We start from the raw sequence: 25,722 nt of genomic DNA, 5'->3' as shown, positions 1-25,722 counted from the left end.
GGCGTGTTGCTGCGCGCCCGAGGGGGCCCGCAGGCGCGCCCCCCGTCGCGTCTGCCTGGTATCGACGATGGGTGGCCCATGCAGCGCAGCGTTCGTCCCGAGTCCTCGTCCCGAGCGGCCCGCGCCGCCCGCACGTTCAGCCCTCTGGCGGTTGCCACGGTCGTCGCTGCCCTGGCTCTGACGGCGAGCGCCGGAGCCGCGCAGGCGACCGGCGGTTCGCGCCCCGGAGAGCGCCCGGGGCACTCCGCCCCGGCCGAGCCCGCGCCCCCCGCGTCGTCGCCCGGGAAGGTCACGGCCGCCTACGTCTACCTCAAGCGAGACGCGTCGCGGGAGGCCTCCTGGGAGAACTCGACCCAGCAGTACCTCGTGGCGACGTGGCCGGGTGCCGAGTACCGCCCCCTGACCCTCGCCGAGATCCGCGCCGCCGTGCCCGTGACCGTGTGCGGACCCGGCTGGGGCGTCCAGGAGGACCAGGCCTACGGCGACGAGACGCTGTTCACCGACTCGCCGGCGCCGAGCTACCCGAACGCAGTGATCGGCTGGCCGCCGATCTTCGCGGCGCAGCACTGGAGCCTCGAGAAGTTCGTCGGCACCCTGCCTGCGTGCGGCGCCGTGCCGCCGCCGACCACAGTGCCCACGCCCAAGGTGACGCCGACCCCGAAGGTGACGCCGACCCCGAAGGTGACGCCGACCCCGAAGGTGACGCCGACGCCGAAGGTGACGCCGACGCCGACCCCGAAGGTGACGCCGACGCCGACCCCGAAGGTGACACCGACGCCGACCCCGACGGTGACGCCCACCCCGAAGGTGACACCGACCCCGACGGTGACGCCGACGGTGACGCCCACGCCGACGGTGACGCCCACGCCGTCGCCGACGGTGACTCCGGTCCCCACACCGAAGGCGACGCCGACGGTGACCTCCACGCCGACCGTGACACCGACCCCCAGCGCGACGCCGACCCCGAAGCCGTCGGTCACCCCGACGAGCGAGGTCATGCCGGCGCCTGACGCGACCCAGCGGCCCGCGCCGAGCGCGTCGCCCGGGTTCGTGTCGGAGGTGCTGGCGGCGAACGGCTCCACGCTGGCGACCACCGGTTCGTCGGTGGTGGCCCCGCTCGTCGCGGCGATCGTGCTGCTGATGGGTGGCGCCGGGCTGGTCGTCCTGCGGCGCCGCGGTCGCACCAACGGTGCGGGCGGGGACGTCTGAGCACGGGTCTGACCTGAGAGGGCCCCGGTGCACCAGCTGCACCGGGGCCCCCTCGTGCCCGCCCTCGACGGGCGGGGGGTGTGATCTGACGAGACGACGGCCACCGACCTGCCGGTTTCGTCCTGCGGGGGCGATGCCGTAAGATCGTCCGTTGGGTGTGTGCGCCCGTTTGTCTGGCCGCCTTCTCGGGCTGGTCTGGTCGCACCCACTCTCCACAAGAGCTGAACCTGGGCGTCGCACCATGCGGGGTCGAGGGCCGGCCGACGTGGGTTGATCAATGAGACCGACAGTTAGCGGAGGACATGGCGAAGAAGGACGGTGTCATCGAGATCGAGGGCAGCGTCGTGGAGGCTCTGCCGAACGCGATGTTCCGCGTGGAGCTCACCAACGGCCACAAGGTGCTCGCCCATATCTCGGGCAAGATGCGTCAGCACTACATCCGGATCCTCCCCGAGGACCGCGTGGTCGTGGAGCTGAGCCCATACGACCTGTCCCGCGGCCGGATCGTCTACCGCTACAAGTAATCACCACTCGAACACGCCGCCACGCCGCCGGTCCCCGGAGGCTCATGCGGCGGCGGAGGAACACGCGATGAAGGTCAAGCCCAGCGTCAAGAAGATCTGCGACAAGTGCAAGGTGATCCGCCGGCACGGTCGCGTCCAGGTGATCTGCGAGAACCTGCGTCACAAGCAGCGCCAGGGCTGATGCCCTGACGCGGGGCGCAGGTCCCGCAGAACGCACCATCGGCTGCCGTCCGCGGCAGCTCGGCATCACGGTCCCGTACGGGACCGGCAAGCGCACCGCCACTCCGGTCGGTGCCGGGCAGAGCCCGGCCCACCGGCGAACCCCTGGTCGGAGGCCGGGGCCCGCAGCACGCGGGAAGGCGGTGCGGCAGACCTCCGACGCAGTACAGGAGCCACCAGGCACATGGCACGTCTTATCGGCGTCGACCTCCCCCGCGAGAAGCGGCTCGAGATCGCGCTCACCTACATCTACGGGGTCGGCCGCACGCGCGCGCTGAAGACCCTCGCCGCCACCGGGATCAGTGGCGACATCCGCGTGAAGGACCTCGGCGACGCCGAGCTCGTCGCGCTCCGTGACCACCTCGAGGGCAGCTACAAGCTCGAGGGTGACCTTCGGCGTGAGGTCGCTGCGGACATCCGCCGCAAGGTCGAGATCGGTTGCTACGAGGGCCTGCGCCACCGCCGTGGCCTTCCCGTGCGCGGTCAGCGCACGAAGACCAACGCGCGTACCCGCAAGGGCCCGAAGCGCACCGTGGCCGGCAAGAAGAAGGCCGGGCGCAAGTAGCCCGTCCCTCCGGGACCATGACGCGCCGCGCGCGGTCGGCCCCGGGGTGCCGGTTCAGCGACCTGTAGATCACGAGAGAAGAAGCAGATGCCTCCCAAGTCCCGTTCCGCCGTGCGCAAGCCGCGCCGCAAGGAGAAGAAGAACGTCTCCCACGGCCAGGCGCACATCAAGAGCACGTTCAACAACACCATCGTCTCCATCACCGACCCGTCCGGCGCCGTGATCGCCTGGGCGTCGTCCGGCCAGGTGGGCTTCAAGGGCTCGCGCAAGTCGACCCCGTTCGCCGCGCAGCTCGCCGCTGAGGCGGCCGCGCGTCGTGCGCAGGAGCACGGCATGCGCAAGGTCGACGTCTTCGTCAAGGGCCCGGGCTCGGGTCGTGAGACGGCGATCCGCTCGCTGCAGGCGACCGGTCTCGAGGTCGGCTCGATCCAGGACGTGACGCCGCAGGCCCACAACGGCTGCCGTCCGCCCAAGCGCCGCCGCGTCTGACCCTCGGCTCGGCCGGGGCCGGCGCGTCGTCGACAGACACGCGCCGGCTCTGGCACCGCTCGTCCGACTTCGCTGGCCATGCGGACCGAGGCATGCCAGCTCGTAGTACCTGCGGAGCGTCATATGGCGGACGCCCGCTGAGAGGAATCACACCGTGCTGATCGCACAGCGCCCCACCCTGACCGAAGAGGTCATCTCGGAGAACCGTTCGCGGTTCTCCATCGAGCCGCTGGAGCCGGGCTTCGGCTACACGCTCGGCAACTCGCTCCGCCGGACGCTGCTGTCCTCCATCCCCGGTGCCGCCGTCACGTCCATCCGGATCGACGGCGTGCTGCACGAGTTCTCCACCGTGCCGGGCGTCAAGGAGGACGTCACCGAGATCATCCTCAACATCAAGCAGCTCGTCGTCTCCTCGGAGAACGACGAGCCGGTCGTGATGTACCTGCGCAAGCAGGGCTCGGGTGTGGTCACCGCTGCCGACATCGTGCCGCCGGCCGGTGTCGAGGTGCACAACTCCGACCTGCACCTGGCGACGCTCAACGACAAGGGCAAGCTCGAGATCGAGCTGACCGTCGAGCGTGGCCGTGGCTACGTGTCGGCCAACCAGAACAAGTCGTTCGACACGGAGATCGGCCGCATCCCGGTCGACTCGATCTACTCGCCCGTCCTCAAGGTGACCTACAAGGTCGAGGCGACGCGTGTCGAGCAGCGCACGGACTTCGACAAGCTCGTCGTCGACGTCGAGACCAAGGCGGCGATCAGCCCGCGCGACGCGCTCGCGTCCGCCGGCAAGACGCTCGTCGAGCTGTTCGGTCTGGCTCGTGAGCTCAACGTCGAGGCCGAGGGCATCGAGATCGGGCCGTCGCCGACGGACGCGGCACTCGCCGCGGACCTGGCGCTGCCGATCGAGGACCTGCAGCTGACGATCCGTTCCTACAACTGCCTCAAGCGTGAGGGCATCCACTCGGTGGGCGAGCTCGTCGCGCGCAGCGAGGCCGACCTCCTGGACATCCGCAACTTCGGTGCGAAGTCCATCACGGAGGTCAAGGAGAAGCTCGCCGAGCTCGGCCTGACCCTCAAGGACAGCCCGCTCGACTTCGACCCGACCGCCAGCGCCTACTACGGCGACGACGAGGGCGACTTCGTCGAGGACGAGCAGTACTGACGCCGGGGAGACCACGGGCCGGTCGCACCGGTCCGTCGGTAGCCCATCACTGGAACTCAAGGAGCAAAGACCATGCCTACGCCCACCAAGGGTCCCCGGCTCGGTGGCGGACCGGCGCACGAGCGGCTGATCCTCGCGAACCTCGCGACGTCGCTGTTCGAGCACAAGCGGATCACGACGACCGAGGCGAAGGCCAAGCGCCTCCGCCCGCTCGCCGAGCGCCTCATCACGTTCGCCAAGCGCGGTGACCTGCACGCCCGCCGTCGCGTCCTGACCGTCGTCAAGGACAAGGGTGTCGTGCACGAGCTGTTCACCGAGATCGCGCCGGCCGTGGCCGACCGTCAGGGTGGCTACACGCGCATCACCAAGATCGGCCCGCGCAAGGGCGACAACGCCCCCATGGCCGTGATCGAGCTCGTCCTCGAGCCGCTCTCGCCCAAGCAGGCCGTCGTCAAGGAGGCCACGAAGGCCACCGCCAAGGCTGCCCCGAAGGCGAAGGCTGAGCCCGAGGCTCCGGCCGCCGTCGAGGAGGAGCCGACCGAGGTCGCCGCCGACGAGACGCCCGCCGACGCCGCCGCCGAGGACGCGACGACCGACGAGGCCGCTGAGGGCGACGCCCAGAAGGCCTGACCCAGCATCTGCTCGACCGGAGGCCTGGACCCGCTGAGGGTCCGGGCCTTCGTTCGTCGACAGGGCGACGCCGTCCGGAGGTCCGGTGGCCCGGCCCGGTGGCCCGGCCTGGTCGTGCCGTGGTGCGCGGTGGCGGTGCGGCCTGATGTGTGGCCCGATTGTGCGCCCGGTGGTGCGGCCCGATGGTCGGGGCTGGTGGTGCGGCCCGGGTGCTGTGGCCCGTAGTGCCTCGTCGATGACCGGTCGCTCCCTGGCGCGGGCACGAGGCCGCCGACCCCGCCTCGTGCACCGGTGGCCCCGCTCGTAAGGTCGGACCATGCGTCCTCCCGTCGTCCTCGTGCACGGGCTCCGTGCGTCCCGGACGATGTGGCGTGCCCAGCTGGAGGCGCTCGATCGGGCGGGGGTCCCCGCGTCGGCGGTCGACCTGCCCGGTCACGGCCGGCGGCTCGACGAACGGTTCACCGTCGCGGAGTCGGTGGCGACCGTGGAGCGCGCGGTGGACGCTCTCGGTGGGCGGGCGCTCGTCGTCGGGCTCTCGCTCGGCGGTTATGTGGCCATCACCCATGCCGCCCGGAGGCCGGACCAGGTGGTGGGTCTGGTCGCGGCGTCGTGCTGCACGCAGCCGCGGCGTGCGGTGCTGTCCGGCTGGGCGCTCGCGGGCCGGTTCATCGCGCGGCTGCCGGACGAGGGGGCCTCGCTCAACCGGTTCATGGTGGCCCGCACCGTCCCTCCGGTCGCGGCCCGCGACCTGGCCGACGGGGGCTTCGCGCTGCAGGTGACGGGCGACGTCATGCGCGAGATGGAGACGGTGTCGCCGGTCGCCGACCTGGCCCGGGTGGGCGCACCCGTGTGGTTGGTCAACGGCCGCTACGACCACTTCCGGGGTGAGGAGCGCACGTTCCTTCGGGCCGCGCGCGACGGGCGGCTGGTGGTCGTGCCGCACGCGACCCACCTCGTGAACCTCGTGGCCCCGGACCGGTTCAACCGGGTCCTGCTGGAGGTGCTCGACGAGCTCGCGACCCGCGAGGACGCGGACGCGGGGACGTCACCCGCGCGCCGTGGGGCGCGCGGGTGACGTGCGGGCGCCGCCCGACGTCGGGTCAGGACGAGCCGCGGGGGTGGCGGGTCCGCAGCCACGTCCCGACGCACAGGGCGCCGAGTGCGAGCTCGACCGCGCCGGCGACGAGCACGTTCGTGCCGGGCCAGCCGTCGAGGAGAAGGCCGACCGTGCGCCCGCAGGCGTAGGACAGGTAGGCCCCGCCCCCGACGAGCAGGGCTGCACTCGCGAGGCGTGGCCGGGCGAGCGCGAGCAGCAGGAACAGCCCGGCGGCGAGCACGCTCGCCGTCGCGCCACGCAGGTCGCTGAGCACGGCCACGTCGGTGACCTGTGCGCCGCCGGTGGCCGCCCGGAGGGCCTCGGGCGCCAGGAGCCCGGCGGCCCCGACGACGACGGCGACAAGACCGGCGGTCACCAGGGTGGCGCGCGTGCCGAGGTCGTCACGTCGCGCCACCGGGGCGGGGGCCGGGCGCGTTGTCCCCGTGGTCACGACCAGGCCCCCGCGAGGGCGGCCTCGCGGCACACGTCCGCGAAGTCGCGGGCAGGACGCCCCAGGACGTCGTGGACGCCGGTGCCGAGCGACGCGTTGCGGCCGTCGAACACCTCTGCGCAGAGGTCGGTGAGCAGGTCGGCGCGTTCGAGGCCGACTTCCGGGACGAGCGCGGACCGGAACGTGGCGGAGTCGATCGGCACGTACTGCAGCGGTCGCCCGGTGCAGGACGAGATCTCGCGAGCGGCCGTGTCGAACGACAGGAGCCGGGGGCCGGTGACGTCGTACTCGCGGCCGGCATGGTGCGGGTCGACGAGCGCCGCGACGGCGACGTCGGCGATGTCGTCGGCGTCGACGAACGGCTCCAGCACGTCACCCGCGGGCAGGGCGAGCAGGCCGGCGACGACGGAGGGCTGCAGCAACCCGTCGACGAAGTTCTGCGCGAACCAGCTGGCGCGGACGAGGGTGTGCTCGACCGTGGAGGCGCGCACGATGTCCTCGCAGCGCCCGGCGCCCGCCTCTCCCCGCCCGGAGAGCAGGACGATCCGGCGCACGCCCAGGTCCTCGGCGAGGTCGACTAGCCGCTCCATGCGTGCCGGTGCCTCGGGGGAGGCGAGGTCGGGGTAGTACGACACGTACACGACCGGGCAGCCGTCCAGGGCGACGCGCCAGGTCGACTCGTCGTCCCAGTCGAAGCGAGGGTCGGTGCGTCGGGAGAGGGGTCGTGAGGTGCGACCGAGGGCGTCGAGCCGCTCGACGATGCGGCGACCGACGGTGCCGGTCGCGCCGATGACGGCGACGGGTGCGGAGCTCATGGTTGTCCTTCCAGGGAGCGATGTCGTGGCTCCACCACTCTCATCGCGCCGGGCGAGACGCACCATGACCTGCTGTCCGGCGTTCTGTGCCGATCGTCCGAGCCGCTGGACGATCGGCACAACCCGCTGCCAGGCTCACCGACGTGACGACGCCCTCTCGCCCTGCTCCTGTCGAAGACCCCCTGGGGGACGCGCTGCACCTGCTGCGCCTCACGGGCACCCTGTACTGCCGGGCCGAGCTGACCGCACCGTGGGGCGCCACCGTGCCCCCGCTCGACGGGTGCATGGCGCTGCTCGTGGTGACCGCCGGGCGGGCCGAGCTCGAGCTGGACGGCGGGCCGACGACCGTCCTCGACGCGGGATCGGTCGCTCTCGTCACGCACGGGACGGCGCACCGGGTGCGCAGCGGTCCCGACGGACCGGTCACGCCGCTGTTCGACCTTCCCGTCGAGCAGGTGAGCGAGCGGTACGAGGTCCTGCGGTCCGGGGGCGGCGGCGACCTGACGCGCATCGCGTACGCGGTGATGACGGTCGACGCGGAGGCGACCCGCAGACTCGTGGCCCAGCTCCCCGAGGTGCTGCACGTGGACTCCTGGGACGACGACACGGCAGGCGCGTTCCACACCGTCCTGCGGCTCGTCGCCGCCGAGGCGGCCGGGAGCCGGCCCGGTGGCGAGACCGTGATGACGCGTCTGGCCGACGTGCTCGTCGTCCAGGTGGTGCGCTCGTGGCTGGAGCGGGCGCCGGAGGCACGGCAGGGCTGGCTGGCCGCCCTCCGGGACCCGCACCTCGGCCGGGTCCTGACCGCCGTGCACCGCGGGCCCGAGCGGCCCTGGTCGCTGGTGTCGCTGGCCGGCGAGGCGCGGATGTCCCGGTCGGCGTTCGCCGCGCGGTTCGCCGAGGTGGTCGGCGAACCGCCCATGCGCTACGTCACGACGTGGCGGCTGCGGACGGCCCGGGACCATCTGGTCGGTGGCGACGCATCGGTCGCGGTGGTCGCACGCCAGGTCGGCTACCGCTCGGAGGCGGCGTTCTGCCGGGCGTTCAAGCGCGAGTACGGCGTGCCTCCCGGTCGGGCGCGGCACGAGCGGGCGGCGGTGGTCGTGACGGTGTGATCCGTCCCGCTGCGCCTGCGGGCGACGAGAGGGTGCGGGTCGTCCGTCAGCCCTGCAGGCTCCAGGCCCGCACGCCGCCGACGATCCCCGCCTGGTTGGGCACGACGACCACGTCGTCGCCGAGCCGGTCGAGCACCTGCGGCGTGACCTGGCGTGCGTTCCCGCCGCCGAGATACAGCCGGTCCCACAGGAACACCGGCCGCAGCCCTTCCACGACCCGCCGCACCCGCCGCGACCAGAGCCCGTCACCGAGACGGGCGCGTTCGACCTGACCCACGTACTGGTCGTAGGTGGTGCCCCAGCGGACGGGCGCGTGCGAGAGCTCGAGGTGCGGGGCGAGCACCCCGCCGTCGAAGAGCGCGGAGCCCAGGCCGGTCCCCAGCGTGAGCACCAGCTCGATACCGGTGCCCGAGACGACGCCCGCTCCGTGCACCTCGGCGTCGTTCAGCACGAGTGTGGGCAGCTCGAGCCTGGCTTCGACGGCCGCGCGGACGTCGCACCCGGCCCACGCCGCGAGGAGGTCGGGATCGACCGGCGACCGGGGGCCGGAGCGGGTCACGTAGTGCGGGGTCGCCACGACGACACCGTGCCGGATCATGCCCGGCAGGCCGACCGTCACGCGGTCCGCGCGGGGGAGGCCGGCGGCGATGTCCGCGATCGTGCCGACGAGCCGGTCCGGTGGCAGCGGGTACGGGGTGGGGACGCGGACGGCGGGGGCATGCAGAGTGCCTGCGGCGTCGAGCACCGACGCCTTGATGCCACCGCCGCCGCAGTCGACGGCCAGCGTGAACGGGTCGGGTGCGGCGCTCGGCACGAGCCCACGGTAGGCCCTGGCGGCGTGAGGCCGGGTGCGACGCGGTCACGACTACCGTGGTGGCCCGTGAGCACGACGACCGACGCGCAACCCGACGCGCAGTCCGACGCGCAGTCCGACGCGCGGACCGACGACGCGGTCCGGGCCGACGTCGTCCGGCTCCGGCTGGACCTGGCCTACGACGGCACCGGGTTCGCCGGCTGGGCCCTCCAGCCCGGTCGGCGCACCGTCCAGGGGGTGCTCGAGGACGGGCTCGCCACGGTGCTCCGCGCAGTCCCCCTGGGGCGGCCCGCGCCGCGGGTGACGGTGGCGGGCCGCACGGACGCAGGCGTGCATGCCCGGGGGCAGGTTGCGCACGTGGACGTCGAGACCGTGCTGCTCGACGCGGCCCGGGGCAGGTCGGACCGCCCCGTGGCGGAGGCGCTCCTGGCCCGGCTCGCGGGCGTCCTGCCGCCCGACCTCGTCGTGCACCGTGCCGCTGTCGCACCGCACGGGTTCGACGCCCGGTTCTCCGCGTTGCGGCGCCGGTACGCGTACCGGGTCTGCGACGACCACGAGCACCGCGACCCGCTGACCCGCGCGCACGTGCTCTGGCACCGCCGTTCGCTGGACGCCGACGCGATGGACACGGCCGCTCGCGCGCTGCTCGGCCGTCACGACTTCGCGGCGTTCTGCAAGCCCCGCCAGGGGGCGACGACGATCCGCACGCTCGAGGTCTTCCGGTGGAGGCGGGCCGCCGACGGTCCCGACGCCGGCCTGGTCGTGGCGGAGGTGCAGGCCGACGCGTTCTGCCACTCGATGGTCCGCGCGCTCGTCGGCGCCAGCCTGGCCGTCGGGGAGGGGCGCCGGCCGACCGGCTGGCCCGCGGACCTGCTCGTCGGGCGGCGGAGGGACGGTGGCGCGACCGTCGTCCCGGCGCGAGGGCTCACGCTCGAGGCCGTCGGCTACCCCAGCGACGAGGAGCTCTCCGCCCGCGCGGAGCAGACGCGTGCGCGTCGGGAGGCCGACGACGTGGACGCCCCTCCGGGCTGCTGCGGCTGACTACTCGTCGTCGCGGTAGCGGCGGTCGTCGACGTACTCCTCCTCGATGAGGTGGACGGCGGCCTCCTCGGCCGAGGCGGCGCCCCCCGAGATGCCGGCGTCGATCGCGAACTCGTCGGTGACGCCGGCCTGGACCGCGTCACCGTCCGCGACGAGCCGCCCGGCACGCAGCGGCTCGCGGTCCCCGGTGGCGTGGGGCGACGCCTCCCAGACCTCCGGCTCCTCCTGCGCGATGCGCTGGTCGATCGTCTCCCGGTGCTGCTCCTCCCACGAGGTCTCGCCGTAGTGGTTCGCGCGCGGTCGCTCGGGCGGCGAGTAGCCCTCGTCCAGCTGGTCGTCCAGGCCCCGGTCGAGGAGCGTGTCCTCGGTGGTCAGCTGGTCGGTGTCGCCCTCGCTGCCGAGCTCGGGGTCAGGGCTGGTGGCGGAGGTGTCGCTCATGCTCTCGACCCTCGCACCAGCGCCGCGCGTCCGCCAGGGGTCGGGCGCGGTTCGTCGTCCCGCGGGTAGCAGGGACACTGGGCGCATGGGTCATCTCGACATCGGAGGCATCGGCTACGTCCTCCCCGACGGCCGTCCGCTCCTGGACGACGTGACGTTCCGGGTCGGCGACGGCGCCCGGGTGGCTCTCGTCGGGCCCAACGGCGTCGGGAAGTCCACGCTGCTGCGGATCGTCGCCGGCGACGAGCAGCCGCACGCCGGGTCGGTCGGCCGCAGCGGTGGGCTCGGGGTCATGCGGCAGGACGTGGGCCGCATCGACGACGACCGCTCGATCCGCGACCTGCTGGCGTCGCTCGCGCCCGCGGCGGTCCGCGACGCAGCGGTCGAGCTGGCGGCGGCCGAGCTCGGCATCATGGAGGTCGACGACGAGCCCGCGCAGATGCGGTACGCGCAGGCGCTGGTCGACTGGGCCGACGTGGGTGGCTACGAGGCGGAGGCGGGCTGGGACCGCGTCACCGACGCCGTGCTGTCGATCCCGTTCGAGCAGGGGCAGCACCGGCAGGTGCGGAGCCTGTCGGGCGGCGAGCAGAAGCGGCTCGTGCTGGAGGCGCTGCTGCGCGGCCCGGACGAGGTGCTGCTGCTCGACGAGCCGGACAACGCCCTCGACGTGCCGACCAAGCGCTGGCTCGAGCAGCGGCTCGTCGCCTCACCCAAGACGGTGCTCCTGGTGAGCCACGACCGCGAGCTGCTGTCCAACGTCGCCACGCACGTCGCGACGCTCGAGCCGACGGTCGTCGGTGCGTCCGTGTGGGTGCACGGCGGGAGCTTCGCCACCTACCACCAGGCTCGCGACGACCGCCGCTCGCGGGCGGAGGAGCTGCTGCGGCGCTGGGAGGAGGAGCAGGCCAAGCTGAAGGAGCTCGTGCTCACGCTGAAGACGAAGTCCGCGTTCAACGACGGCCTGGCGTCCCGCTACCAGGCGGCGCAGACGCGGCTGCGGAAGTTCGAGGAGGCGGGGCCGCCGACCGTGCTGGTGCGGGAGCAGTCGGTCAAGGTCCGGCTGCGCGGCGGCCGGACGGCGAAGCGCGCCGTGGTGGCGACCGGCCTGGAGCTCACGGGGCTGATGCAGCCGTTCGACCTGGAGGTCTGGTTCGGCGAACGGGTCGCCGTGCTCGGCTCGAACGGCTCCGGCAAGTCGCACTTCCTGCGTTTGCTGGCCGCCGGTGGCAGCGACCCCGGCCCGGAGCACCAGCCCGCCGACGACACCCCGGTGAAGCCGGTCGCGCACACCGGACGCGTCGTGCTCGGCTCCCGCGTGCGACCGGGGTGGTTCGCGCAGAACCACGCGCACCCCGAGCTCGTCGGGCGCACCCTGCTGGAGATCCTGCACCGGGGCGACGCGCACCGGTCGGGGCTCGGCCGCGAGCAGGCCAGCAAGGCGCTCGACCGGTACGAGCTCGTCGCGCAGGCGGAGCAGACCTACGAGACGCTCTCGGGCGGCCAGCAGGCGCGGCTGCAGATCCTCCTGCTCGAGCTGGGCGGGGCGACCCTCCTGCTGCTCGACGAGCCGACCGACAACCTCGACCTGCACTCCGCCGAGGCGCTCGAGACGGGTTTGGCGGCGTTCGAGGGGACCGTCCTGGCCGTCACCCACGACCGGTGGTTCACGCGGACGTTCGACCGTTTCCTCGTGTTCGCCGCGGACGGACGCGTCGTCGAGACGCCCGAGCCGGTGTGGGACGTGGCGCGCGTGGAGCGCGCCCGCTGACGCTCACACCACGAGGAGCACCGCGAGGGTGACCATCACGGCGGCGACGCCCAGGTCCAGCACCTGCCACGCCCGCGGTCGGGCGAAGAGGGGGCCGAGCCGGGTGGCACCCAGCGCGAGCGCGGTGAACCAGAGCGCGCTCGCGGCTGCGGCGCCCGCGGCGAAGCCCCACGGAGCCTCGTGCTGCCCGGCCAGGCTGCCGAGCAGGACCACCGTGTCGAGGTAGACGTGCGGGTTGAGGAACGTCAGGGCGAGGCACGTCGACAGGACGGCGCCCAGACCGGCGGGCCCGGTCGTGGCAGGGTCGAGCCGGCCGGGTGTCCGCGCACGACGGACCGCGGACACGGCCAGCAGCACGAGGAACGCCGCCCCGCCGTACCGGGCGGCCGCCAGGGCGACGGGCCTGCTCTGCACCAGCGCTCCGAGACCGCCGACCCCGGCCGCGATGAGCAGCACGTCGGCCCCCACGCAGACCGCGACGACGGCACCCACGTGCTCCCGGCGGATGCCCTGGCGGAGCACGAAGGCGTTCTGGGCGCCGATGGCGACGATGAGGGAGAGGCAAGCGAGGAAACCGGCGAGAGCTGACGTCACGTCGTCGACCGTAGGCAAGCCCTGCCGTGAAGAGAAGCGAATGTTCTTCAGCCACATGTAGCCTCGCTTCATGTCGTTCGACCCGGACCAGCTGGCCGCACTCTCCGCCGTCGTCGACGAGGGGACGTTCGAGGGAGCGGCTCGACGGCTGCAGGTCACGCCGTCCGCCGTCAGCCAGCGCATCCGCGCCCTCGAGCAGTCGGTCGGGCAGGTGCTCGTGCGCCGCTCGCGCCCGGTCGCGGTGACCCCGGCCGGCGTGCAGGTCGTGCGGCTGGCCGGACAGGTGGCGCTCCTGACCGCCGACACCTGGTCGGCGCTGCGGTCGGTCGCGGGGAGCCCCGGGCCTGGCGCGCCCGGCCCTCGCCGGCTCGCCGTCGCGGTCAACGCCGACTCCTTGTCGACGTGGTTCCCGGCCGCGCTGCGTGACCTGCCTCCCGGCCTGGCCGTCGACGTCCGGCGGGCGGACCAGGACGCCACCGCCGCGATGCTGCGCGACGGCGCGGTGCTCGCGGCCGTGACGGCCGACAGCACGCCGGTGCAGGGCTGCCGGGTGCGAGCGCTGGGAGCGATGCGCTACCGGGCCATGGCCTCGCCCGGCTTCCGGGAGCGCTGGCTCGACGAGCGGCCGCTCGCCGACGCGATGGCGGCCGCGCCGGTGGTCACCTTCGGGCCCGACGACGCCCTGCAGCACCGCTACGCGGCGCAGGTGGTGGAGCGTGGCCGAGGTCGGGGCCCTGGGAAGGCCGCCGGGCACGAGCGCTCGTCCGTGCTCGGCGATGCACCTGTGCACAACGTGCCCTCCACCGCGGGCTTCGTCGCCGTGCTGCTCGGGGGCGTCGGGTGGGGCATGGTTCCGGAGCCCGAGGCGGACGTGCACCTGGCCGACGGCACGCTCGTGGACGTGGTGCCCGGGGCGTGGCTCGACGTGCCCCTGTACTGGCAGCGATGGTCGGTGCGGACACCCACCCTGGACGACCTGACGGCCCGGGTGGTGGAGGCCGCTCGAGCGCTGCGTCCGGTGGGCTGAGCCGGTCTCACGGCGGGCCCGAGACGGCGGGCCCAAGCGCGTCGTCGGACGTCACACCCCGGCCATTTTGACCCCGTCTCCGGGCGGCAGGTAGTCTGTTGTCTCGTTGTGCGTCCCCTGTCGCGCGCGCCGGGCTTCTCACCTGGCTGCCGCGGTGGCGTCCCGGTGCGTTTCCCACTCGCCGGACGGGATGCTCCGACAGCCATCCTCGGGTGCTCGCGGCAGTGTGTTCCACTGCAGTGCGTGCGGGCCCCATGACACGCAACACGAAACGAAGGCTACGACCGTGCGCACGTACACCCCGAAGCCCGGCGACGTCGAGCGGAACTGGTACGTCATCGACGCGACCGATGTCGTCCTGGGCCGCCTGGCCACTCACGTGGCCACGTTGCTGCGCGGCAAGCACAAGGCAACCTTTGCCCCGCACGTCGACGGTGGCGACTTCGTCATCGTCATCAACGCGGAGAAGATCGCCCTCACCGGCAACAAGCGCGAGAACAAGCTCGCGTACCGCCACTCCGGCTACCCGGGCGGCCTGCGCGCCACCGCGTACTCGGAGCTGCTGGAGAAGCACCCCGAGCGCGCCATCGAGAAGGCCGTCCGCGGCATGCTCCCCAAGAGCTCGCTCGCGCGCCAGCAGATCACCAAGCTCAAGGTCTATGCCGGCAGCGAGCACCCGCACGCCGCCCAGCAGCCGAAGCCCTTCGAGATCACCCAGGTCGCGCAGCAGGCCTGAGGCCGCCGCGCGTAGAGACACAGGAACCGAGGACACCAGTGGCAGAGACCACGGTCGACATCGACCTCGAGGGCGACGACACGCCCACGACCTACACCTCTGAGACGGTCGCCCCGACGGGCCGTGGACAGAGCATCACGGCCCCCGGCCAGGCCCTGGGCCGCCGCAAGGAGGCCATCGCCCGCGTCCGCCTGGTGCCGGGCACCGGTCAGTGGAAGGTCAACGGGCGCACGCTCGAGGAGTACTTCCCGAACAAGGTGCACCAGCAGCTCGTCAACTCGCCGCTGAAGCTCGTTGACGTCGAGGGTCGCTTCGACGTCGTCGCGCGCATCACCGGCGGTGGCGTCTCCGGCCAGGCCGGCGCGCTGCGTCTGGGCATCGCCCGGGCGCTCAACGCGATCGACGCCGAGCACAACCGTCCGGCCCTCAAGAAGGCCGGCTTCCTCACTCGTGACGCCCGCGTCGTCGAGCGCAAGAAGGCCGGTCTCAAGAAGGCCCGCAAGGCCCCGCAGTACTCGAAGCGCTGATCCTTCGCGCTTCCCCGATGGCCCCGTCGGTCCTGTGACCTTCGGGGCCATCGGCATCTGCGGAGCCCGCCGCGGTGCTGCCACGCGCCGCGAGCCTGCGCCCGGACGGGCACGACGACGAAGGAGTCTGTGATGGGTCGACTGTTCGGGACCGACGGGGTCCGCGGGCTCGCCAACCGGGACGTGACGGCAGAGCTGGCCGTCGACCTGTCCGTGGCGGCCGCGCACATCCTCGGTGCACGCGGCGAGTTCGCCGGCCACCGGCCGCGGGCCGTCGTGGGACGGGACTCGCGTGCGTCCGGCGAGTTCCTCTCCGCGGCCGTCGCCGCCGGGCTCGCGTCCGCAGGTGTGGACGTGAACAACGTCGGCGTGCTGCCGACCCCGGCCGTCGCCTACCTGACGGCCCACCTCGGGGTCGACATCGGTGTCGTCCTGTCGGCGTCGCACAACCCCATGCCGGACAACGGCATCAAGTTCCTGGCTCGCGGCGGGCACAAGCTCGAGGACGACGTGGAGCTCGCGATCGAGGCGCGGCTCGGCGAGGACTGGGACCGCCCGCTCGGCAGCGACGTCGGCCGCATCCGCCTCGACACGGGCGGCGCGGGGGACCTCTACGTGCAGCACCTCGTCTCCACCATCGGCGGCCGGCTCGACGGGCTCCGCATCGCCGTCGACTGCGCGAACGGGGCGGCGAGCGAGGTGGGACCGGCGGCCCTGCGGGAGGCCGGCGCGGACGTGGTCGTCATCAACGCGTCGCCCGACGGGCGGAACATCAACGAGAAGTGCGGCTCGACCCACCCCGAGCAGCTGCAGGCGGCGGTCGTCGCGTCCGAGGCCGACCTCGGGGTCGCGTTCGACGGCGACGCGGACCGCTGCCTGGCGGTCGACGCCCGTGGGGTGCTGGTCGACGGCGACCAGATCATGGGAGTGCTGGCGCTCACGCTGCGCGACGCGGGCCGGCTGGCCCACGACACGCTCGTGGCGACCGTGATGAGCAACCTCGGTCTGCGGCTGGCCATGTCGGACGCCGGGATCGAGACCGTCGTGACCGCGGTCGGCGACCGGTACGTGCTGGAGGCCATGCGCGGTGGAGGGTACTCGCTGGGCGGCGAGCAGTCCGGCCACATCATCATGGCCGACCACGCGACCACCGGAGACGGCATCCTCACCGCGCTGCAGCTCGCTGCCAGGGTCGTGACGACGGAGCGGACCCTCGAGCAGCTCGCGGGTGTGGTGCAGCGGCTGCCGCAGACGCTCGTCAACGTGCCCGGGGTCGACAAGGCGCGGGCCGACCGGGACGGTGCACTCCTCGACGCCGTCCGCGCGGCCGAGGAGGCGCTGGGGGAGACGGGGCGGGTGCTCCTGCGCTCGTCCGGCACCGAGGACCTGGTCCGGGTGATGGTCGAGGCGGCCACCCAGACCGACGCGGACCGGGTGGCGCGCGAGCTCGCCGACGTCGTCGCCGCCCGGCTCAGCCTGTGAGCGAGGGGACCGACGCGGCCCGTCGGCGGGACGCCGCGCTGCGTGACGTCGTCCTGCGGCTGCTCGAGGACGCGGGCCCGAACGGCACCGCGACCATCGTGCAGGCGGGTCATCCCGCCCTCCGAGCGGCGTCCGTCCCGTACGACGGTCAGCTGGCGGTCGACGAGCTGACGGCCCTGGTGGCGCTGATGCGCCGCACCATGCACGCCGCTCCGGGAGTGGGGCTCGCGGCGCCACAGCTCGGGCTTCCCGTGGCGCTCGCGGTGCTCGAGGACGCCGGGCTCGGGGACGGGGAGCTCGCAGCCGCGCGCGAGCGAGCGCCGCTGCCCTTCCGCGTGCTCGTCAACCCCCGCTACGTCCCGCTCGACGCCGGGCGGGTCTCGTTCTACGAGGGCTGCCTGAGCGTCACGGGCTACCAGGCGGTCGTCGCGCGCGCCCGTCGCGTGCACCTGACCGGGTACGACGAGGTGGGCCGGCCGCTGGACGAGGTCGTCACCGGGTGGTCCGCGCGGATCGTCCAGCACGAGACCGACCACCTGGGCGGGACCCTCTACCTGGACCGTGCCGAGCTGCGCTCGCTCGCCGCGTCCAACGAGCTGGGGTACCGCTGGTCGAGCGAGCTGCGCCCCGAGTCGGCCGCCAAGGCGCTGCGGTTCGCGCTGGAGTCCTGAGCGGACGCTGCGTGCCGGGGTGGCAGTGGGGGTGCCGGTGGGGTCGCCCCAGGGTCGACCCGGGGGTTCCCCCTATGTCGTCGGCGTACCGCGGAACCTACGGTGGAGGGACGTCGCCGACCCGTGACGCCCCCGACCGCAGGAGCTGATGACCGGTGCTGGAGTCCTGGGCCCTCGCCCTCGCCGGCTCCCCGTGGGTGTTCGTCGCGGTGTACCTGTTCGCGGCGGTCGACGGGTTCTTCCCGCCTGTGCCGAGCGAGTCGATCGTCATCGCCCTGGCGTCGCTCTCCATGTCGACCGGCTCGCCGAACCTTGCGCTCGTGATGCTCGTCGCGGCCGCCGGAGCGTTCACCGGCGACCAGGTGGCGTACCAGATCGGCAGCAGGGTGCACGTCCGGGACCTGCGTGTCATGCAGGGGCGGCGCGGGCAGGCCTCGCTCGACTGGGCGGAGCGGTCGCTGGCGGAGCGCGGAGCGGCGTTCATCATCGCGGCGCGGTACATCCCGGTCGGCCGGGTCGCGGTCAACATGACGGCCGGAGCCCTGCACTACCCCCGACGTCGGTTCGTGGGGCTCACCGCCCTGGCGGCGGTGATGTGGGCGCTGTACTCGACGGCGATCGGGGTGGGCGCCGGCGCGTTCCTCGGGGACCGCCCGTGGCTGGCCGTGGCGGCCGGTGTGGTGGGGGGCATCCTCCTCGGACTCGTCGTCGACTGGGCGCTGCGGCGCGGGCGCTCGTCGCTCGACCGCCTGCGCCGCCGCCGCCGAGGTCCGGTGGAGCCGGTCTCACGCGCCGTCCGGGACCTGAGGCCCGGTCCCGCGGCGGCGCTGCTGCCCCAGGTCACGGAGCGCTCACGATCCGAGCCGGCGGCCTAACGATCCGGTCACAGGACGGGTGACTGGGCGAAAGCACGTCTATTCTCAGAGCGGGTCGACGTCGGTGTCGGCACTCGCGCACCCGTGCCGGCCCCTCCGAGGGTCGCGTCGTCGTGCGGTTCGACGACACAGGGGGCGGCGATGGCGGAACGGGTGTGGGCGGGAGGTGGGCGTCGGGCCCGGCCCGGCGGACGCGACGTCGCGCCGCGCGCGTCGCGGGGTCCTGCCGGGAGGCGCCTCGTCGCCGGGCTGCTCGGGTCGGCGCTGCTCGGGTCGGCCGGGCTGGCAGGGTGCAGCCAGAGCCCGGCGCCGTCCACCCCGGTCGCGCAGGTCGCCGTGCAGGCCGACTGTCTCGCCCCTCAGGTGCTCACCGCGCTGGAGCTCGTCCCGGCAGCGAGCAGCGGGAGGGCCCGACGGGCGGCGCACCCCGACGTCCCTGCGCCGGGGCGGGTCCCCGACGACTTCGTGCCCGAGAGCGTCGTGACGTGCACCACGGGGGGCCGCCTGCGGGACGCCTCCGGTACGTGGGCGGCGGTGACCCAGGCCCGGCTCGAGGGGGACCTCCAACCGCTGCTCGCGCTCCTCGAGGCGACCCGGACCGGGGACGCGGCGACGTGCGCGGAGGCCGACGGCACCCGCACGGTGGTGTGGCTCGTCGACTCGCTGGGCCGTGCGGTGCGGCCCGTGCTGCCCCGCGACGCGTGCGGCGCCCCGACGCAGGCCGTGCAGGACCTGCTCGCCGGCCTGGACGACACCGACACCAACGACTACCCGGTGGTGCTGCTTCCCCCCCGGGGCGCGCCCGAGGGTTGAGCCGCCGGCGGCGAGCGACCGGTCAGGTGAGCGTCAGAGCTTGCGCAGCCTGACGCGCTCGACGGAGTGGTCCGACCCCTTGGTCAGGACGAGCGTGGCGCGGCTGCGGGTCGGCAGGATGTTCTGGTCGAGGTTCGGTGCGTTGATCGAGTCCCAGATCTGCTCGGCGCGCTCGACGGCCTCCTCGTCGGACAGGGACGCGTACCGGTGGAAGAACGACTCGGGCTTGCTGAACGCGGTCCGGCGCAGGGTGAGGAACCGGTCCACGTACCACTGCCGCACGTCGGACGTGCGGGCGTCGACGTAGATGGAGAAGTCGAAGAAGTCGCTCACGGCGAGGTTCGACGACCCCTCGGCCGTCGGCCGCGCCGGCTGCAGGACGTTGAGGCCCTCGACGATCAGCACGTCCGGACGGTTCACCACCGTCTCGCGTCCCGGCACGATGTCGTAGGTGAGATGGTCGTACACCGGGGCGCCGACCTGGGGACGACCGGCCTTGACCTTGGAGACGAACCGCAGCAGCGCCCGGCGGTCGTACGACTCGGGGAACCCCTTGCGCTCCATGAGCCCGCGCCGCTCGAGCTCGGCGTTCGGGTACAGGAAGCCGTCGGTGGTGATCAGCTGCACGCGTGGGGTGGCGGGCCAGCGCGCGAGGAGCTCGCGCAGGAGGCGGGCCGTCGTGGACTTGCCGACGGCGACGGATCCCGCCACACCGATGACGAACGGGGTCCCGCCGACGTCCTCGCGCAGGAACGTGCTCGAAGCGGCGTGCAGCGCGTGGGTCGCCTCGATGTGCAGGTCCAGCAGCCGGGAGATGGGCCGGTAGATCGCGTCGACCTCGGCCAGGTCGATGGGGTCCCCGAGCCCGGCGAGGCGCTCGACGTCGGCGTCCGTGAGCGGCAGCGGCGTGGAGGCCGAGAGCCGGGTCCACGCATCGCGGTCCAGGTCGACGTACGGGGTGGCCGGGGTGAGCGACGGTGGCACGGGGACGATTGTGCCGGACGTCGCGCCCGGCAGCGGTGCCGCAGGCCCCGGGAGGGTGCCCGGTAGACTCCGCGGCATGTGTGGAATCGTCGGCTACGTCGGTAGCCAGGTGCCCAGCGAGCGTCCCCTCGACGTGGTGATCGAGGGCCTGCGGCGGCTCGAGTACCGCGGCTACGACTCGGCCGGTGTCGCGCTCGTCGGCCCCGGCGGGGAGCTCGCGACCGCCAAGAAGGCCGGCAAGCTGGCCAACCTCGTGGAGGAGATCGACCTCCACCCGATGCCGGTGGCGACCGCCGCGATCGGGCACACCCGCTGGGCCACGCACGGCGGCCCGACGGACGTCAACGCCCACCCGCACGTCGCCGGGCGGCTCGCCGTCATCCACAACGGCATCGTGGAGAACTTCGCGGCGCTCAAGGCCGGTCTCGTGGCGCAGGGCGTCGAGTTCACGTCGGAGACGGACACCGAGGTCGCCGCTCAGCTGATCTCCCGCGCGTACGACGAGTCGAAGGACCTCACCACCGCCATGGCGCAGGTGGCGCGCACCCTCGACGGCACCTTCACGCTGCTCGCCGTGCACGCGGACGCGCCCGACGTGGTGGTCGGCGCCCGGCACGACTCGCCCCTGGTGGTGGGCCTCGGCGACGGCGAGAACTTCCTCGGGTCCGACGTCTCGGCGTTCATCGCCCACACCCGGGCGGCCCTCGAGCTCGGCCAGGACCAGGTCGTCACGATCACGCCGACCTCCGTCGAGGTGACGGACTTCGACGGAGCCCCCGCGCAGGGACGCGAGTACACGGTCGACTGGGACGCGGCTGCGGCGGAGAAGGGCGGCTTCAAGTCCTTCATGGACAAGGAGATCCACGACCAGCCCCACGCGGTCGCCGACACGCTGCTGGGCCGCACGGACGCGCAGGGCCGGCTCGTGCTGGACGAGGTCCGCATCGACGAGGGCGTGCTGCGAGCCATCGACAAGATCGTCGTCATCGCGTGCGGCACCTCGGCCTACGCCGGGCACGTGGCCAAGTACGCGATCGAGCACTGGTGCCGCATCCCCGTCGAGGTCGAGCTCTCGCACGAGTTCCGGTACCGGGACCCCGTGGTGAACGAGCGGACTCTCGTCGTCGCCGTGTCGCAGTCAGGCGAGACGATGGACACGCTCATGGCCGCGCGGCACGCCCGCGAGCAGGGTGCCAAGGTCCTCGCGATCGTCAACGCGCACGGCTCGACGATCCCGCGCGAGTCGGACGCGGTGCTCTACACCCACGCCGGCCCCGAGATCGCCGTCGCGTCGACCAAGGCGTTCCTCGCGCAGATCACCGCCGCGTACCTGCTGGGCCTCTACCTGGCGCAGCTGCGCGGCAACAAGTTCGCCGACGAGGTCACCACGATCCTCGACGAGCTGCGTGCGATGCCCGACAAGATCCAGCAGGTCCTGGACCGGGCCGGGCGGGTCCGTGAGATCGCCCGGTGGATGGCGGACACCCAGTCCGTGCTCTTCCTCGGCCGGCACGTCGGGTTCCCCGTCGCGATGGAGGGTGCCCTCAAGCTGAAGGAGCTCGCGTACATCCACGCCGAGGGGTTCGCCGCCGGGGAGCTGAAGCACGGTCCGATCGCGCTCATCGAGCCGGGCCAGCCGGTCTTCGTCATCGTCCCCTCGCCGCGCGGCCGCGACTCCCTGCACTCGAAGGTCGTCTCGAACATCCAGGAGATCCGCGCCCGTGGTGCGCGCACCCTGGTCATCGCGGAGGACGGCGACGACGCGGTGCGCCCGTACGCGGACGAGGTGTTCTACGTGCCGAAGGCCCCGACGCTGCTCGCGCCGCTCCTCACGGTCGTGCCGCTGCAGGTGTTCGCGTGCGAGCTGGCGACCGCCAAGGGGCTCGACGTGGACCAGCCGCGGAACCTGGCCAAGTCCGTCACGGTCGAGTGAGCCGCTCGGCCCTGGTCCGGGCGGCGGGCGCGTGATCGTCGGCGTCGGCATCGACGTCGTCGACGTCGCACGGTTCGTGGCGACGCTGCACCGTGTGCCGGGACTGCGGGAGCGTCTGTTCACTCCCGACGAGCGCGAGATGCCGGAGACGTCGCTGGCCGCGCGGTTCGCCGCGAAGGAGGCGATCGCGAAGGCACTGGGCGCACCACCGGGGATGAGCTGGCAGGACGCGACGGTCCGCCGCATCGCAGGGGCGCAGCCGGAGGTCGAGGTGGTCGGGACCGTGCTCGCCCGCGCGGCCGAGCTCGGCGTGAGCCGGTTCCACCTGTCGATCTCGCACGACGCCGGGATCGCCTCGGCCGTCGTCGTCGCCGAACGGGACTGAGCCCCGCGGTCCGCGGAGCCGAGCACCCGGCGACCGCCCGTCCGAGCCGGGGCGGCCGACCTGGTGACGGTCACTGCGGGACGTTCTGCGACGACGACGGCGACGTCAGGTCATCGCAGCGCCGGGACGACCTCGCGCTCGAACAGCTCGATGCTCGACCGGTCGTAGGCCGCGTCCAGGAAGTACGTGATGGCGTACGTCATGCCGAGCCGCTCCAGGGCCTGCAGGCGCTCGACGAGCTGCTCGGGCGTGCCGACGAGCGTGCCGTTGCGGAACTTCTCCGCCTCGGCGGGCGCCTTCCCGGGCACGGTCAGCGAGAGGTGCCCCTCCACCCAGGCGATCTTGTCGTCCACGTCCGCCTGCGTCTCACCGACCACCACGTCGTAGTTGGCCGAGCGGGTGATCTCGTGGAACGGGCGCCCGATCGCCTCGCAGTGCCCGCGCAGCACCTCCGACTTGTGCGCGAAGCCCTCGGGTGACCCGTCGAAGTTCGTGTACTGCGCGTGCTCGGCGGCGATCCGCAGGGTCTTCTTCTCGCCACCCCCGGCGATCCACAGCGGCGGCCCGTCGACCTGCAGGGGGAGCGGCGAGAGCTGCGCGCCGTCCACCTGGTAGTGCACGCCGTCGAGCGTCGCGACGCCGTTGGTCCACAGCTGCTTGAAGATCTGCACGCCCTCGTCGAGCATCGCGATCCGCTGCCCGGCCGTCGGGAACCCGTATCCGAAGGCCCGCCACTCGTGCTCGTACCAGCCGGCACCGATGCCCATCTGCACGCGACCGCCGGAGATCACGTCGGCGGTCGCGGCGACCTTCGCCAGGTAGGCGGGGTTGCGGTACGCCATGCACGTGCACATCTGGCCGAGCTGCACGCGGGACGTGGTCGCGGCGAACGCGTTGATGAGGCTCCAGGCCTCGTGCGTGGCCTCGCCGTTGGGCTCGGGCACCGCGTGGAAGTGGTCGTAGACCCAGATCGAGTCGAACGCGTCGCCCTCGTCGGCGTGCTGCGCCAGCCCGTTCATCACGGCCCAGTGGTCGCGTGTCTCGATGCCCGACAGGTCCTGCCGCCAGCCCTGCGGGATGAAGAGTCCGAATCGCATGCCAGGCAGGTTACCGGTGCATCCGCGAGGATGAGCGGCGTGCTGGTCGCGTGGACGTCGGAGCAGGTCCAGGCCGTGGAGGAACCGCTGCTGGCCGCGGGGGTGCCCCTCATGGAGCGGGCGGCGTTCGCGCTCGCCGTGCGGGTCGCCGGCGTCCTGCGGGAGCGGCGCGGCCGCGTGGGCGGGACGCGGGTCGTCGTGCTCGCGGGCGCCGGGAACAACGGTGGCGACGCCCTGCACGCCGGTGCGCTGCTCGCCAGGCGTGGCGTGGACGTGCGGGCGGGTGACGACGTCGCGGCGCGTGCACGGCCCCGGGCTCGCCGCGCTGCGCGCCGCCGGTGGGCGGGTGGTGAGCCTGGTGGACGTCCCGGGGGTGACGGTCGACGACGCCGTCGCCCTGACCCGCCGGGCGGACGTGCTGGTCGACGGTGTGCTGGGGATCGGGTCGCGCGGGGGCGGTGTCGACGGTGAGGCAGGTGCACTCGTCACGGCGCTCGCGGAGGCGCTCTGCGGGGCGCTCGACGGGGCGCTCGGCGGGGCGCTCGACGGCGGGCCGGACGCGGCGGAGCGCCCGTTCGTCGTCGCTGTCGACGTGCCGTCGGGCATCGGGGTCGACGACGGCACGCGGTCCGGTCCGGTGCTCGACGCGGACCTCACGGTGACGTTCGGGGCGGCCAAGCCCGGCCTCCTGCTGCCGCCCGCAGCGCGGGCCGCCGGCCGTGTCGAGGTCGTCGACATCGGGCTCGGCGGTCCCCCCGGCGGCGGGAGACCGCCTGTCGTCCGGCTGGACGCCGCCGACGCGGCCGCCCTCTGGCCCGTGCCCGGCGCCACGGCCCACAAGTACACGCGCGGCGTCGTCGGCGTCGTGGCCGGGACGCGGTCGTACCCGGGGGCGGCCGTGCTGGCCACGACGGCGGCCGTACGCAGCGGCGCGGGCATGGTGCGGTACCTCGGCGACGTCGGCGAGACGGTGGTCGCCCACCGCCCCGAGGTCGTGGTGGGTCCCGGCCGGGTGCAGTCGTGGGTGTTCGGGCCGGGGGTGTCGCCCGACGACGCCGGCCAGCGCCGGCGCATCGAGTTCGCGTTCGAGGGCGTGCTGCAGCGCGGCGAGGCGGCGGTCGTGGACGCGGGAGCGCTGGAGCTGCTGCCGCGGCACGTCGGTCCCCACGTGGTCCTCACCCCGCACGCGGGCGAGCTCGCCCGCCTGCTCACCAGGCTCGGGGCCGACGTGGACCGGGAGGGCGTCGAGGCGGAGCCGCTCCGGTGGGCACGGCTGGCGCACGAGCGCACCGGTGCCACGGTGCTGCTCAAGGGCGGCGTCACGGTGGTGGTCGGCCGCGGTGGTGCCGCGTACGCCCAGGCGGACGCGCCGGCCTGGCTGGCCACGGCGGGTGCCGGGGACGTGCTGGCGGGGATCCTCGGCACGCTCCTCGCGGGTCGCGCGGACGACCTGCACGACGACGCCAGCCTGGTCGCCGCGCTCGCGGCCACGGCGGCGCTGGTGCACGGTCGGGCGGCGCACCGCGCCAACCCGGGCGGTCCGGTCGACGCGGCCGCGGTGGCCGACGCGCTGCCGGGCACCATCGCCGAGCTGCTGCGTGAGGCAGGCACACTGACCCCGTGACCCTCACGCCCGACCTGCACCGCCGCCTCGACGACCTCCTCGCGGGCCTTCCTGCGGAGGGCGGGCGCCGGCTCCTCGGCATCGTGGGATCGCCCGGGGCGGGCAAGACGACGCTCGCGGCGCAGGTCCGCGACGCGTACCCCGACGTCGCCGTCGTGGTGCCGATGGACGGCTTCCACCTCGCCCAGACCGAGCTGGAGCGACTCGGCAGGGCGGACCGCAAGGGGGCCCCCGACACGTTCGACGCCGCTGGCTTCGTCGCGCTGCTGCGGCGCCTGCGCGAGCCGCGCACCGGCGAGACCGTCTACGCGCCGGAGTACCGGCGTGACCTGCGCAACGGGGTGGCCGGGGCCATCGCGATCCCGCCCGACGTGCCCCTCGTGGTCGTCGAGGGGAACTACCTGCTGCTCGACGACCAGGGGTTCGGGTCGGTGGCGGCCCTGCTGGACGAGACCTGGTTCGTGGCGCCCGACGACGCGGTGCGGCTCGAGCGGCTCGTCGCCCGGCACGAGGCGTTCGGGAAGGCCCCCGACGCCGCCCGTGCGTGGGCGCACGGGCCCGACGAGCGCAACGCCGTGCTGGTCGCAGCGACCGCGGTCCGCGCCGATGTTGTCGTGCGGCCCGCGTGAGGCCCG

At 73.5% G+C, this 25,722-nt stretch carries 29 protein-coding genes and 2 pseudogenes; 24 read left to right on the top strand and 7 right to left on the bottom strand.

The genetic code is table 11. The annotated features are described in order from the left end of the window. Nucleotides 1-78 precede the first annotated feature (78 nt). From ACVW07_RS06295 to ACVW07_RS06260, 8 genes are all read left to right on the top strand, one after another. Nucleotides 79-1,209 carry an LPXTG cell wall anchor domain-containing protein gene (locus ACVW07_RS06295; RefSeq protein ID WP_456818414.1) on the top strand — a complete coding sequence of 377 codons (1,131 nt, stop codon included), beginning with the start codon at nt 79-81 and terminating at the stop codon, nt 1,207-1,209. Between the two features lie 302 nt (nt 1,210-1,511). Next, nucleotides 1,512-1,733: a translation initiation factor IF-1 gene (gene infA, locus ACVW07_RS06290; RefSeq protein ID WP_013770189.1), complete on the top strand. Its 222-nt coding sequence runs from the start codon at nt 1,512-1,514 to the stop codon at nt 1,731-1,733. Nucleotides 1,734-1,800: 67 nt separating this feature from the next. Further along, nucleotides 1,801-1,914, top strand: a complete 114-nt coding sequence (gene rpmJ, locus ACVW07_RS06285) for a 50S ribosomal protein L36 (protein ID WP_013117849.1) — start codon at nt 1,801-1,803, stop codon at nt 1,912-1,914. 222 nt (nt 1,915-2,136) lie between these two features. Then, complete coding sequence (gene rpsM, locus ACVW07_RS06280) at nt 2,137-2,517, top strand: 30S ribosomal protein S13 (protein WP_456818413.1); 381 nt, start codon at nt 2,137-2,139, stop codon at nt 2,515-2,517. An 87-nt stretch (nt 2,518-2,604) separates the two neighbouring features. Further along, a complete protein-coding gene (rpsK, locus tag ACVW07_RS06275; RefSeq protein ID WP_456818412.1) occupies nt 2,605-3,006 on the top strand; it encodes a 30S ribosomal protein S11 in 402 nt (133 codons plus the stop codon). A 154-nt stretch (nt 3,007-3,160) separates the two neighbouring features. Next, the gene (locus ACVW07_RS06270; protein ID WP_456818411.1) at nt 3,161-4,171 is read left to right on the top strand and encodes a DNA-directed RNA polymerase subunit alpha; all 1,011 of its coding nucleotides are present in this window, start codon (nt 3,161-3,163) and stop codon (nt 4,169-4,171) included. Nucleotides 4,172-4,243: 72 nt separating this feature from the next. Then, nucleotides 4,244-4,801, top strand: a complete 558-nt coding sequence (rplQ, locus tag ACVW07_RS06265) for a 50S ribosomal protein L17 (protein WP_456818410.1) — start codon at nt 4,244-4,246, stop codon at nt 4,799-4,801. Nucleotides 4,802-5,117: 316 nt separating this feature from the next. Then, nucleotides 5,118-5,876: an alpha/beta fold hydrolase gene (locus ACVW07_RS06260; RefSeq protein WP_456818409.1), complete on the top strand. Its 759-nt coding sequence runs from the start codon at nt 5,118-5,120 to the stop codon at nt 5,874-5,876. A gap of 25 nt (nt 5,877-5,901) precedes the next feature. Here ACVW07_RS06260 and ACVW07_RS06255 read toward each other — a convergent pair whose 3' ends face one another. Then, the gene (locus ACVW07_RS06255) at nt 5,902-6,312 is read right to left on the bottom strand and encodes a DUF4345 domain-containing protein (RefSeq protein ID WP_456818408.1); all 411 of its coding nucleotides are present in this window, start codon (nt 6,310-6,312) and stop codon (nt 5,902-5,904) included. Nucleotides 6,313-6,344: 32 nt separating this feature from the next. Further along, the gene (locus tag ACVW07_RS06250) at nt 6,345-7,163 is read right to left on the bottom strand and encodes an NmrA family transcriptional regulator (RefSeq protein ID WP_456818407.1); all 819 of its coding nucleotides are present in this window, start codon (nt 7,161-7,163) and stop codon (nt 6,345-6,347) included. A gap of 143 nt (nt 7,164-7,306) precedes the next feature. On the opposite strand from ACVW07_RS06250, the gene ACVW07_RS06245 reads away from it, so the two are divergent. After that, nucleotides 7,307-8,278 (top strand): AraC family transcriptional regulator, encoded by a 972-nt coding sequence (locus ACVW07_RS06245; protein ID WP_456818406.1) that lies wholly within the window; start codon nt 7,307-7,309, stop codon nt 8,276-8,278. Nucleotides 8,279-8,324: 46 nt separating this feature from the next. Here ACVW07_RS06245 and ACVW07_RS06240 read toward each other — a convergent pair whose 3' ends face one another. Beyond that, complete coding sequence (locus tag ACVW07_RS06240) at nt 8,325-9,092, bottom strand: ROK family protein (protein ID WP_456818405.1); 768 nt, start codon at nt 9,090-9,092, stop codon at nt 8,325-8,327. 165 nt (nt 9,093-9,257) lie between these two features. Between ACVW07_RS06240 and truA the strand changes: the two genes are divergently transcribed. Further along, complete coding sequence (truA, locus tag ACVW07_RS06235; protein WP_456821037.1) at nt 9,258-10,133, top strand: tRNA pseudouridine(38-40) synthase TruA; 876 nt, start codon at nt 9,258-9,260, stop codon at nt 10,131-10,133. Here the strand turns inward: truA and ACVW07_RS06230 are convergent, their stop codons facing one another. Further along, complete coding sequence (locus ACVW07_RS06230; RefSeq protein ID WP_456818404.1) at nt 10,134-10,571, bottom strand: DUF5709 domain-containing protein; 438 nt, start codon at nt 10,569-10,571, stop codon at nt 10,134-10,136. Here ACVW07_RS06230 and ACVW07_RS06225 point away from each other — a divergent pair. Both ACVW07_RS06225 and ACVW07_RS06220 read left to right on the top strand, forming a co-directional pair. Then, nucleotides 10,559-10,726 (top strand): annotated as a pseudogene (locus ACVW07_RS06225) (hypothetical protein); the annotation flags it as partial. The gene ACVW07_RS06230 and the pseudogene ACVW07_RS06225 overlap by 13 nt on opposite strands. Then, nucleotides 10,657-12,339 (top strand): ABC-F family ATP-binding cassette domain-containing protein, encoded by a 1,683-nt coding sequence (locus ACVW07_RS06220; protein ID WP_456818403.1) that lies wholly within the window; start codon nt 10,657-10,659, stop codon nt 12,337-12,339. The pseudogene ACVW07_RS06225 and the gene ACVW07_RS06220, both read left to right, overlap by 70 nt. Nucleotides 12,340-12,342: 3 nt before the next feature. On the opposite strand, the gene ACVW07_RS06215 is transcribed toward ACVW07_RS06220, so the two are convergent. Further along, nucleotides 12,343-12,990, bottom strand: a complete 648-nt coding sequence (locus tag ACVW07_RS06215) for a LysE/ArgO family amino acid transporter (RefSeq protein WP_456821036.1) — start codon at nt 12,988-12,990, stop codon at nt 12,343-12,345. Between the two features lie 13 nt (nt 12,991-13,003). Between ACVW07_RS06215 and ACVW07_RS06210 the strand changes: the two genes are divergently transcribed. The 7 genes from ACVW07_RS06210 (at nt 13,004) to ACVW07_RS06180 (ending at nt 19,064) form a co-directional block, all read left to right on the top strand. Then, on the top strand, nt 13,004-13,960 hold the full coding sequence (locus ACVW07_RS06210) for a LysR family transcriptional regulator ArgP (protein WP_456818402.1): 957 nt from the start codon (nt 13,004-13,006) through the stop codon (nt 13,958-13,960). A 286-nt stretch (nt 13,961-14,246) separates the two neighbouring features. Beyond that, nucleotides 14,247-14,696 carry a 50S ribosomal protein L13 gene (gene rplM / locus ACVW07_RS06205; protein ID WP_456818401.1) on the top strand — a complete coding sequence of 150 codons (450 nt, stop codon included), beginning with the start codon at nt 14,247-14,249 and terminating at the stop codon, nt 14,694-14,696. Nucleotides 14,697-14,734: 38 nt separating this feature from the next. Next, nucleotides 14,735-15,223 carry a 30S ribosomal protein S9 gene (gene rpsI / locus ACVW07_RS06200; protein WP_456818400.1) on the top strand — a complete coding sequence of 163 codons (489 nt, stop codon included), beginning with the start codon at nt 14,735-14,737 and terminating at the stop codon, nt 15,221-15,223. A 132-nt stretch (nt 15,224-15,355) separates the two neighbouring features. Continuing rightward, on the top strand, nt 15,356-16,705 hold the full coding sequence (glmM, locus tag ACVW07_RS06195) for a phosphoglucosamine mutase (protein WP_456818399.1): 1,350 nt from the start codon (nt 15,356-15,358) through the stop codon (nt 16,703-16,705). Further along, nucleotides 16,702-17,376: a peptide deformylase gene (locus ACVW07_RS06190; RefSeq protein WP_456818398.1), complete on the top strand. Its 675-nt coding sequence runs from the start codon at nt 16,702-16,704 to the stop codon at nt 17,374-17,376. Before glmM ends, ACVW07_RS06190 begins: the two co-directional genes overlap by 4 nt. 155 nt (nt 17,377-17,531) lie before the next feature. Beyond that, on the top strand, nt 17,532-18,251 hold the full coding sequence (locus tag ACVW07_RS06185; protein ID WP_456818397.1) for a DedA family protein: 720 nt from the start codon (nt 17,532-17,534) through the stop codon (nt 18,249-18,251). Nucleotides 18,252-18,392: 141 nt separating this feature from the next. Continuing rightward, nucleotides 18,393-19,064: a hypothetical protein gene (locus ACVW07_RS06180; protein WP_456818396.1), complete on the top strand. Its 672-nt coding sequence runs from the start codon at nt 18,393-18,395 to the stop codon at nt 19,062-19,064. A gap of 33 nt (nt 19,065-19,097) precedes the next feature. On the opposite strand, the gene coaA is transcribed toward ACVW07_RS06180, so the two are convergent. After that, a complete protein-coding gene (gene coaA, locus ACVW07_RS06175; protein ID WP_456818395.1) occupies nt 19,098-20,048 on the bottom strand; it encodes a type I pantothenate kinase in 951 nt (316 codons plus the stop codon). 76 nt (nt 20,049-20,124) lie between these two features. Between coaA and glmS the strand changes: the two genes are divergently transcribed. Both glmS and ACVW07_RS06165 read left to right on the top strand, forming a co-directional pair. After that, nucleotides 20,125-21,981, top strand: coding sequence for a glutamine--fructose-6-phosphate transaminase (isomerizing) (glmS, locus tag ACVW07_RS06170; protein WP_456818394.1), 1,857 nt, complete (start codon nt 20,125-20,127; stop codon nt 21,979-21,981). A 31-nt stretch (nt 21,982-22,012) separates the two neighbouring features. Beyond that, nucleotides 22,013-22,366, top strand: coding sequence for a holo-ACP synthase (locus ACVW07_RS06165; RefSeq protein ID WP_456818393.1), 354 nt, complete (start codon nt 22,013-22,015; stop codon nt 22,364-22,366). Nucleotides 22,367-22,476: 110 nt separating this feature from the next. On the opposite strand, the gene ACVW07_RS06160 is transcribed toward ACVW07_RS06165, so the two are convergent. Then, nucleotides 22,477-23,463 (bottom strand): LLM class F420-dependent oxidoreductase, encoded by a 987-nt coding sequence (locus ACVW07_RS06160; protein WP_456818392.1) that lies wholly within the window; start codon nt 23,461-23,463, stop codon nt 22,477-22,479. 30 nt (nt 23,464-23,493) lie between these two features. Here ACVW07_RS06160 and ACVW07_RS06155 point away from each other — a divergent pair. From ACVW07_RS06155 to ACVW07_RS06145, 3 genes and pseudogenes are all read left to right on the top strand, one after another. Continuing rightward, nucleotides 23,494-23,745: pseudogene (locus tag ACVW07_RS06155) on the top strand (NAD(P)H-hydrate epimerase); the annotation flags it as partial. Nucleotide 23,746: 1 nt separating this feature from the next. After that, complete coding sequence (locus ACVW07_RS06150; RefSeq protein WP_456818391.1) at nt 23,747-25,087, top strand: bifunctional ADP-dependent NAD(P)H-hydrate dehydratase/NAD(P)H-hydrate epimerase; 1,341 nt, start codon at nt 23,747-23,749, stop codon at nt 25,085-25,087. Beyond that, a complete protein-coding gene (locus ACVW07_RS06145; protein WP_456818390.1) occupies nt 25,084-25,716 on the top strand; it encodes a nucleoside/nucleotide kinase family protein in 633 nt (210 codons plus the stop codon). Before ACVW07_RS06150 ends, ACVW07_RS06145 begins: the two co-directional genes overlap by 4 nt. The last annotated feature ends 6 nt before the right edge of the window (nt 25,717-25,722 follow it).

It is taken from the genome of Cellulomonas sp. URHB0016 (assembly GCF_054057935.1).
Note: the sequence above shows the minus strand (reverse complement) of the source record. Positions and strands in the feature narration are given on the sequence as shown.

Bases quoted from the DNA above. Each gene is read 5' to 3' on its own strand.
- ACVW07_RS06215 (WP_456821036.1), bottom strand. From the start codon at position 12,990: ATGTGGCTGAAGAACATTCGCTTCTCTTCACGGCAGGGCTTGCCTACG.
- rplQ (WP_456818410.1), top strand. From the start codon at position 4,244: ATGCCTACGCCCACCAAGGGTCCCCGGCTCGGTGGCGGACCGGCGCAC.
- ACVW07_RS06210 (WP_456818402.1), top strand. From the start codon at position 13,004: ATGTCGTTCGACCCGGACCAGCTGGCCGCACTCTCCGCCGTCGTCGAC.
- ACVW07_RS06230 (WP_456818404.1), bottom strand. From the start codon at position 10,571: ATGAGCGACACCTCCGCCACCAGCCCTGACCCCGAGCTCGGCAGCGAG.
- ACVW07_RS06160 (WP_456818392.1), bottom strand. From the start codon at position 23,463: ATGCGATTCGGACTCTTCATCCCGCAGGGCTGGCGGCAGGACCTGTCG.
- ACVW07_RS06250 (WP_456818407.1), bottom strand. From the start codon at position 7,163: ATGAGCTCCGCACCCGTCGCCGTCATCGGCGCGACCGGCACCGTCGGT.
- infA (WP_013770189.1), top strand. From the start codon at position 1,512: ATGGCGAAGAAGGACGGTGTCATCGAGATCGAGGGCAGCGTCGTGGAG.
- rpsM (WP_456818413.1), top strand. From the start codon at position 2,137: ATGGCACGTCTTATCGGCGTCGACCTCCCCCGCGAGAAGCGGCTCGAG.
- ACVW07_RS06295 (WP_456818414.1), top strand. From the start codon at position 79: ATGCAGCGCAGCGTTCGTCCCGAGTCCTCGTCCCGAGCGGCCCGCGCC.
- rpmJ (WP_013117849.1), top strand. From the start codon at position 1,801: ATGAAGGTCAAGCCCAGCGTCAAGAAGATCTGCGACAAGTGCAAGGTG.
- glmM (WP_456818399.1), top strand. From the start codon at position 15,356: ATGGGTCGACTGTTCGGGACCGACGGGGTCCGCGGGCTCGCCAACCGG.
- rpsK (WP_456818412.1), top strand. From the start codon at position 2,605: ATGCCTCCCAAGTCCCGTTCCGCCGTGCGCAAGCCGCGCCGCAAGGAG.
- glmS (WP_456818394.1), top strand. From the start codon at position 20,125: ATGTGTGGAATCGTCGGCTACGTCGGTAGCCAGGTGCCCAGCGAGCGT.
- ACVW07_RS06220 (WP_456818403.1), top strand. From the start codon at position 10,657: ATGGGTCATCTCGACATCGGAGGCATCGGCTACGTCCTCCCCGACGGC.
- ACVW07_RS06180 (WP_456818396.1), top strand. From the start codon at position 18,393: ATGGCGGAACGGGTGTGGGCGGGAGGTGGGCGTCGGGCCCGGCCCGGC.
- ACVW07_RS06260 (WP_456818409.1), top strand. From the start codon at position 5,118: ATGCGTCCTCCCGTCGTCCTCGTGCACGGGCTCCGTGCGTCCCGGACG.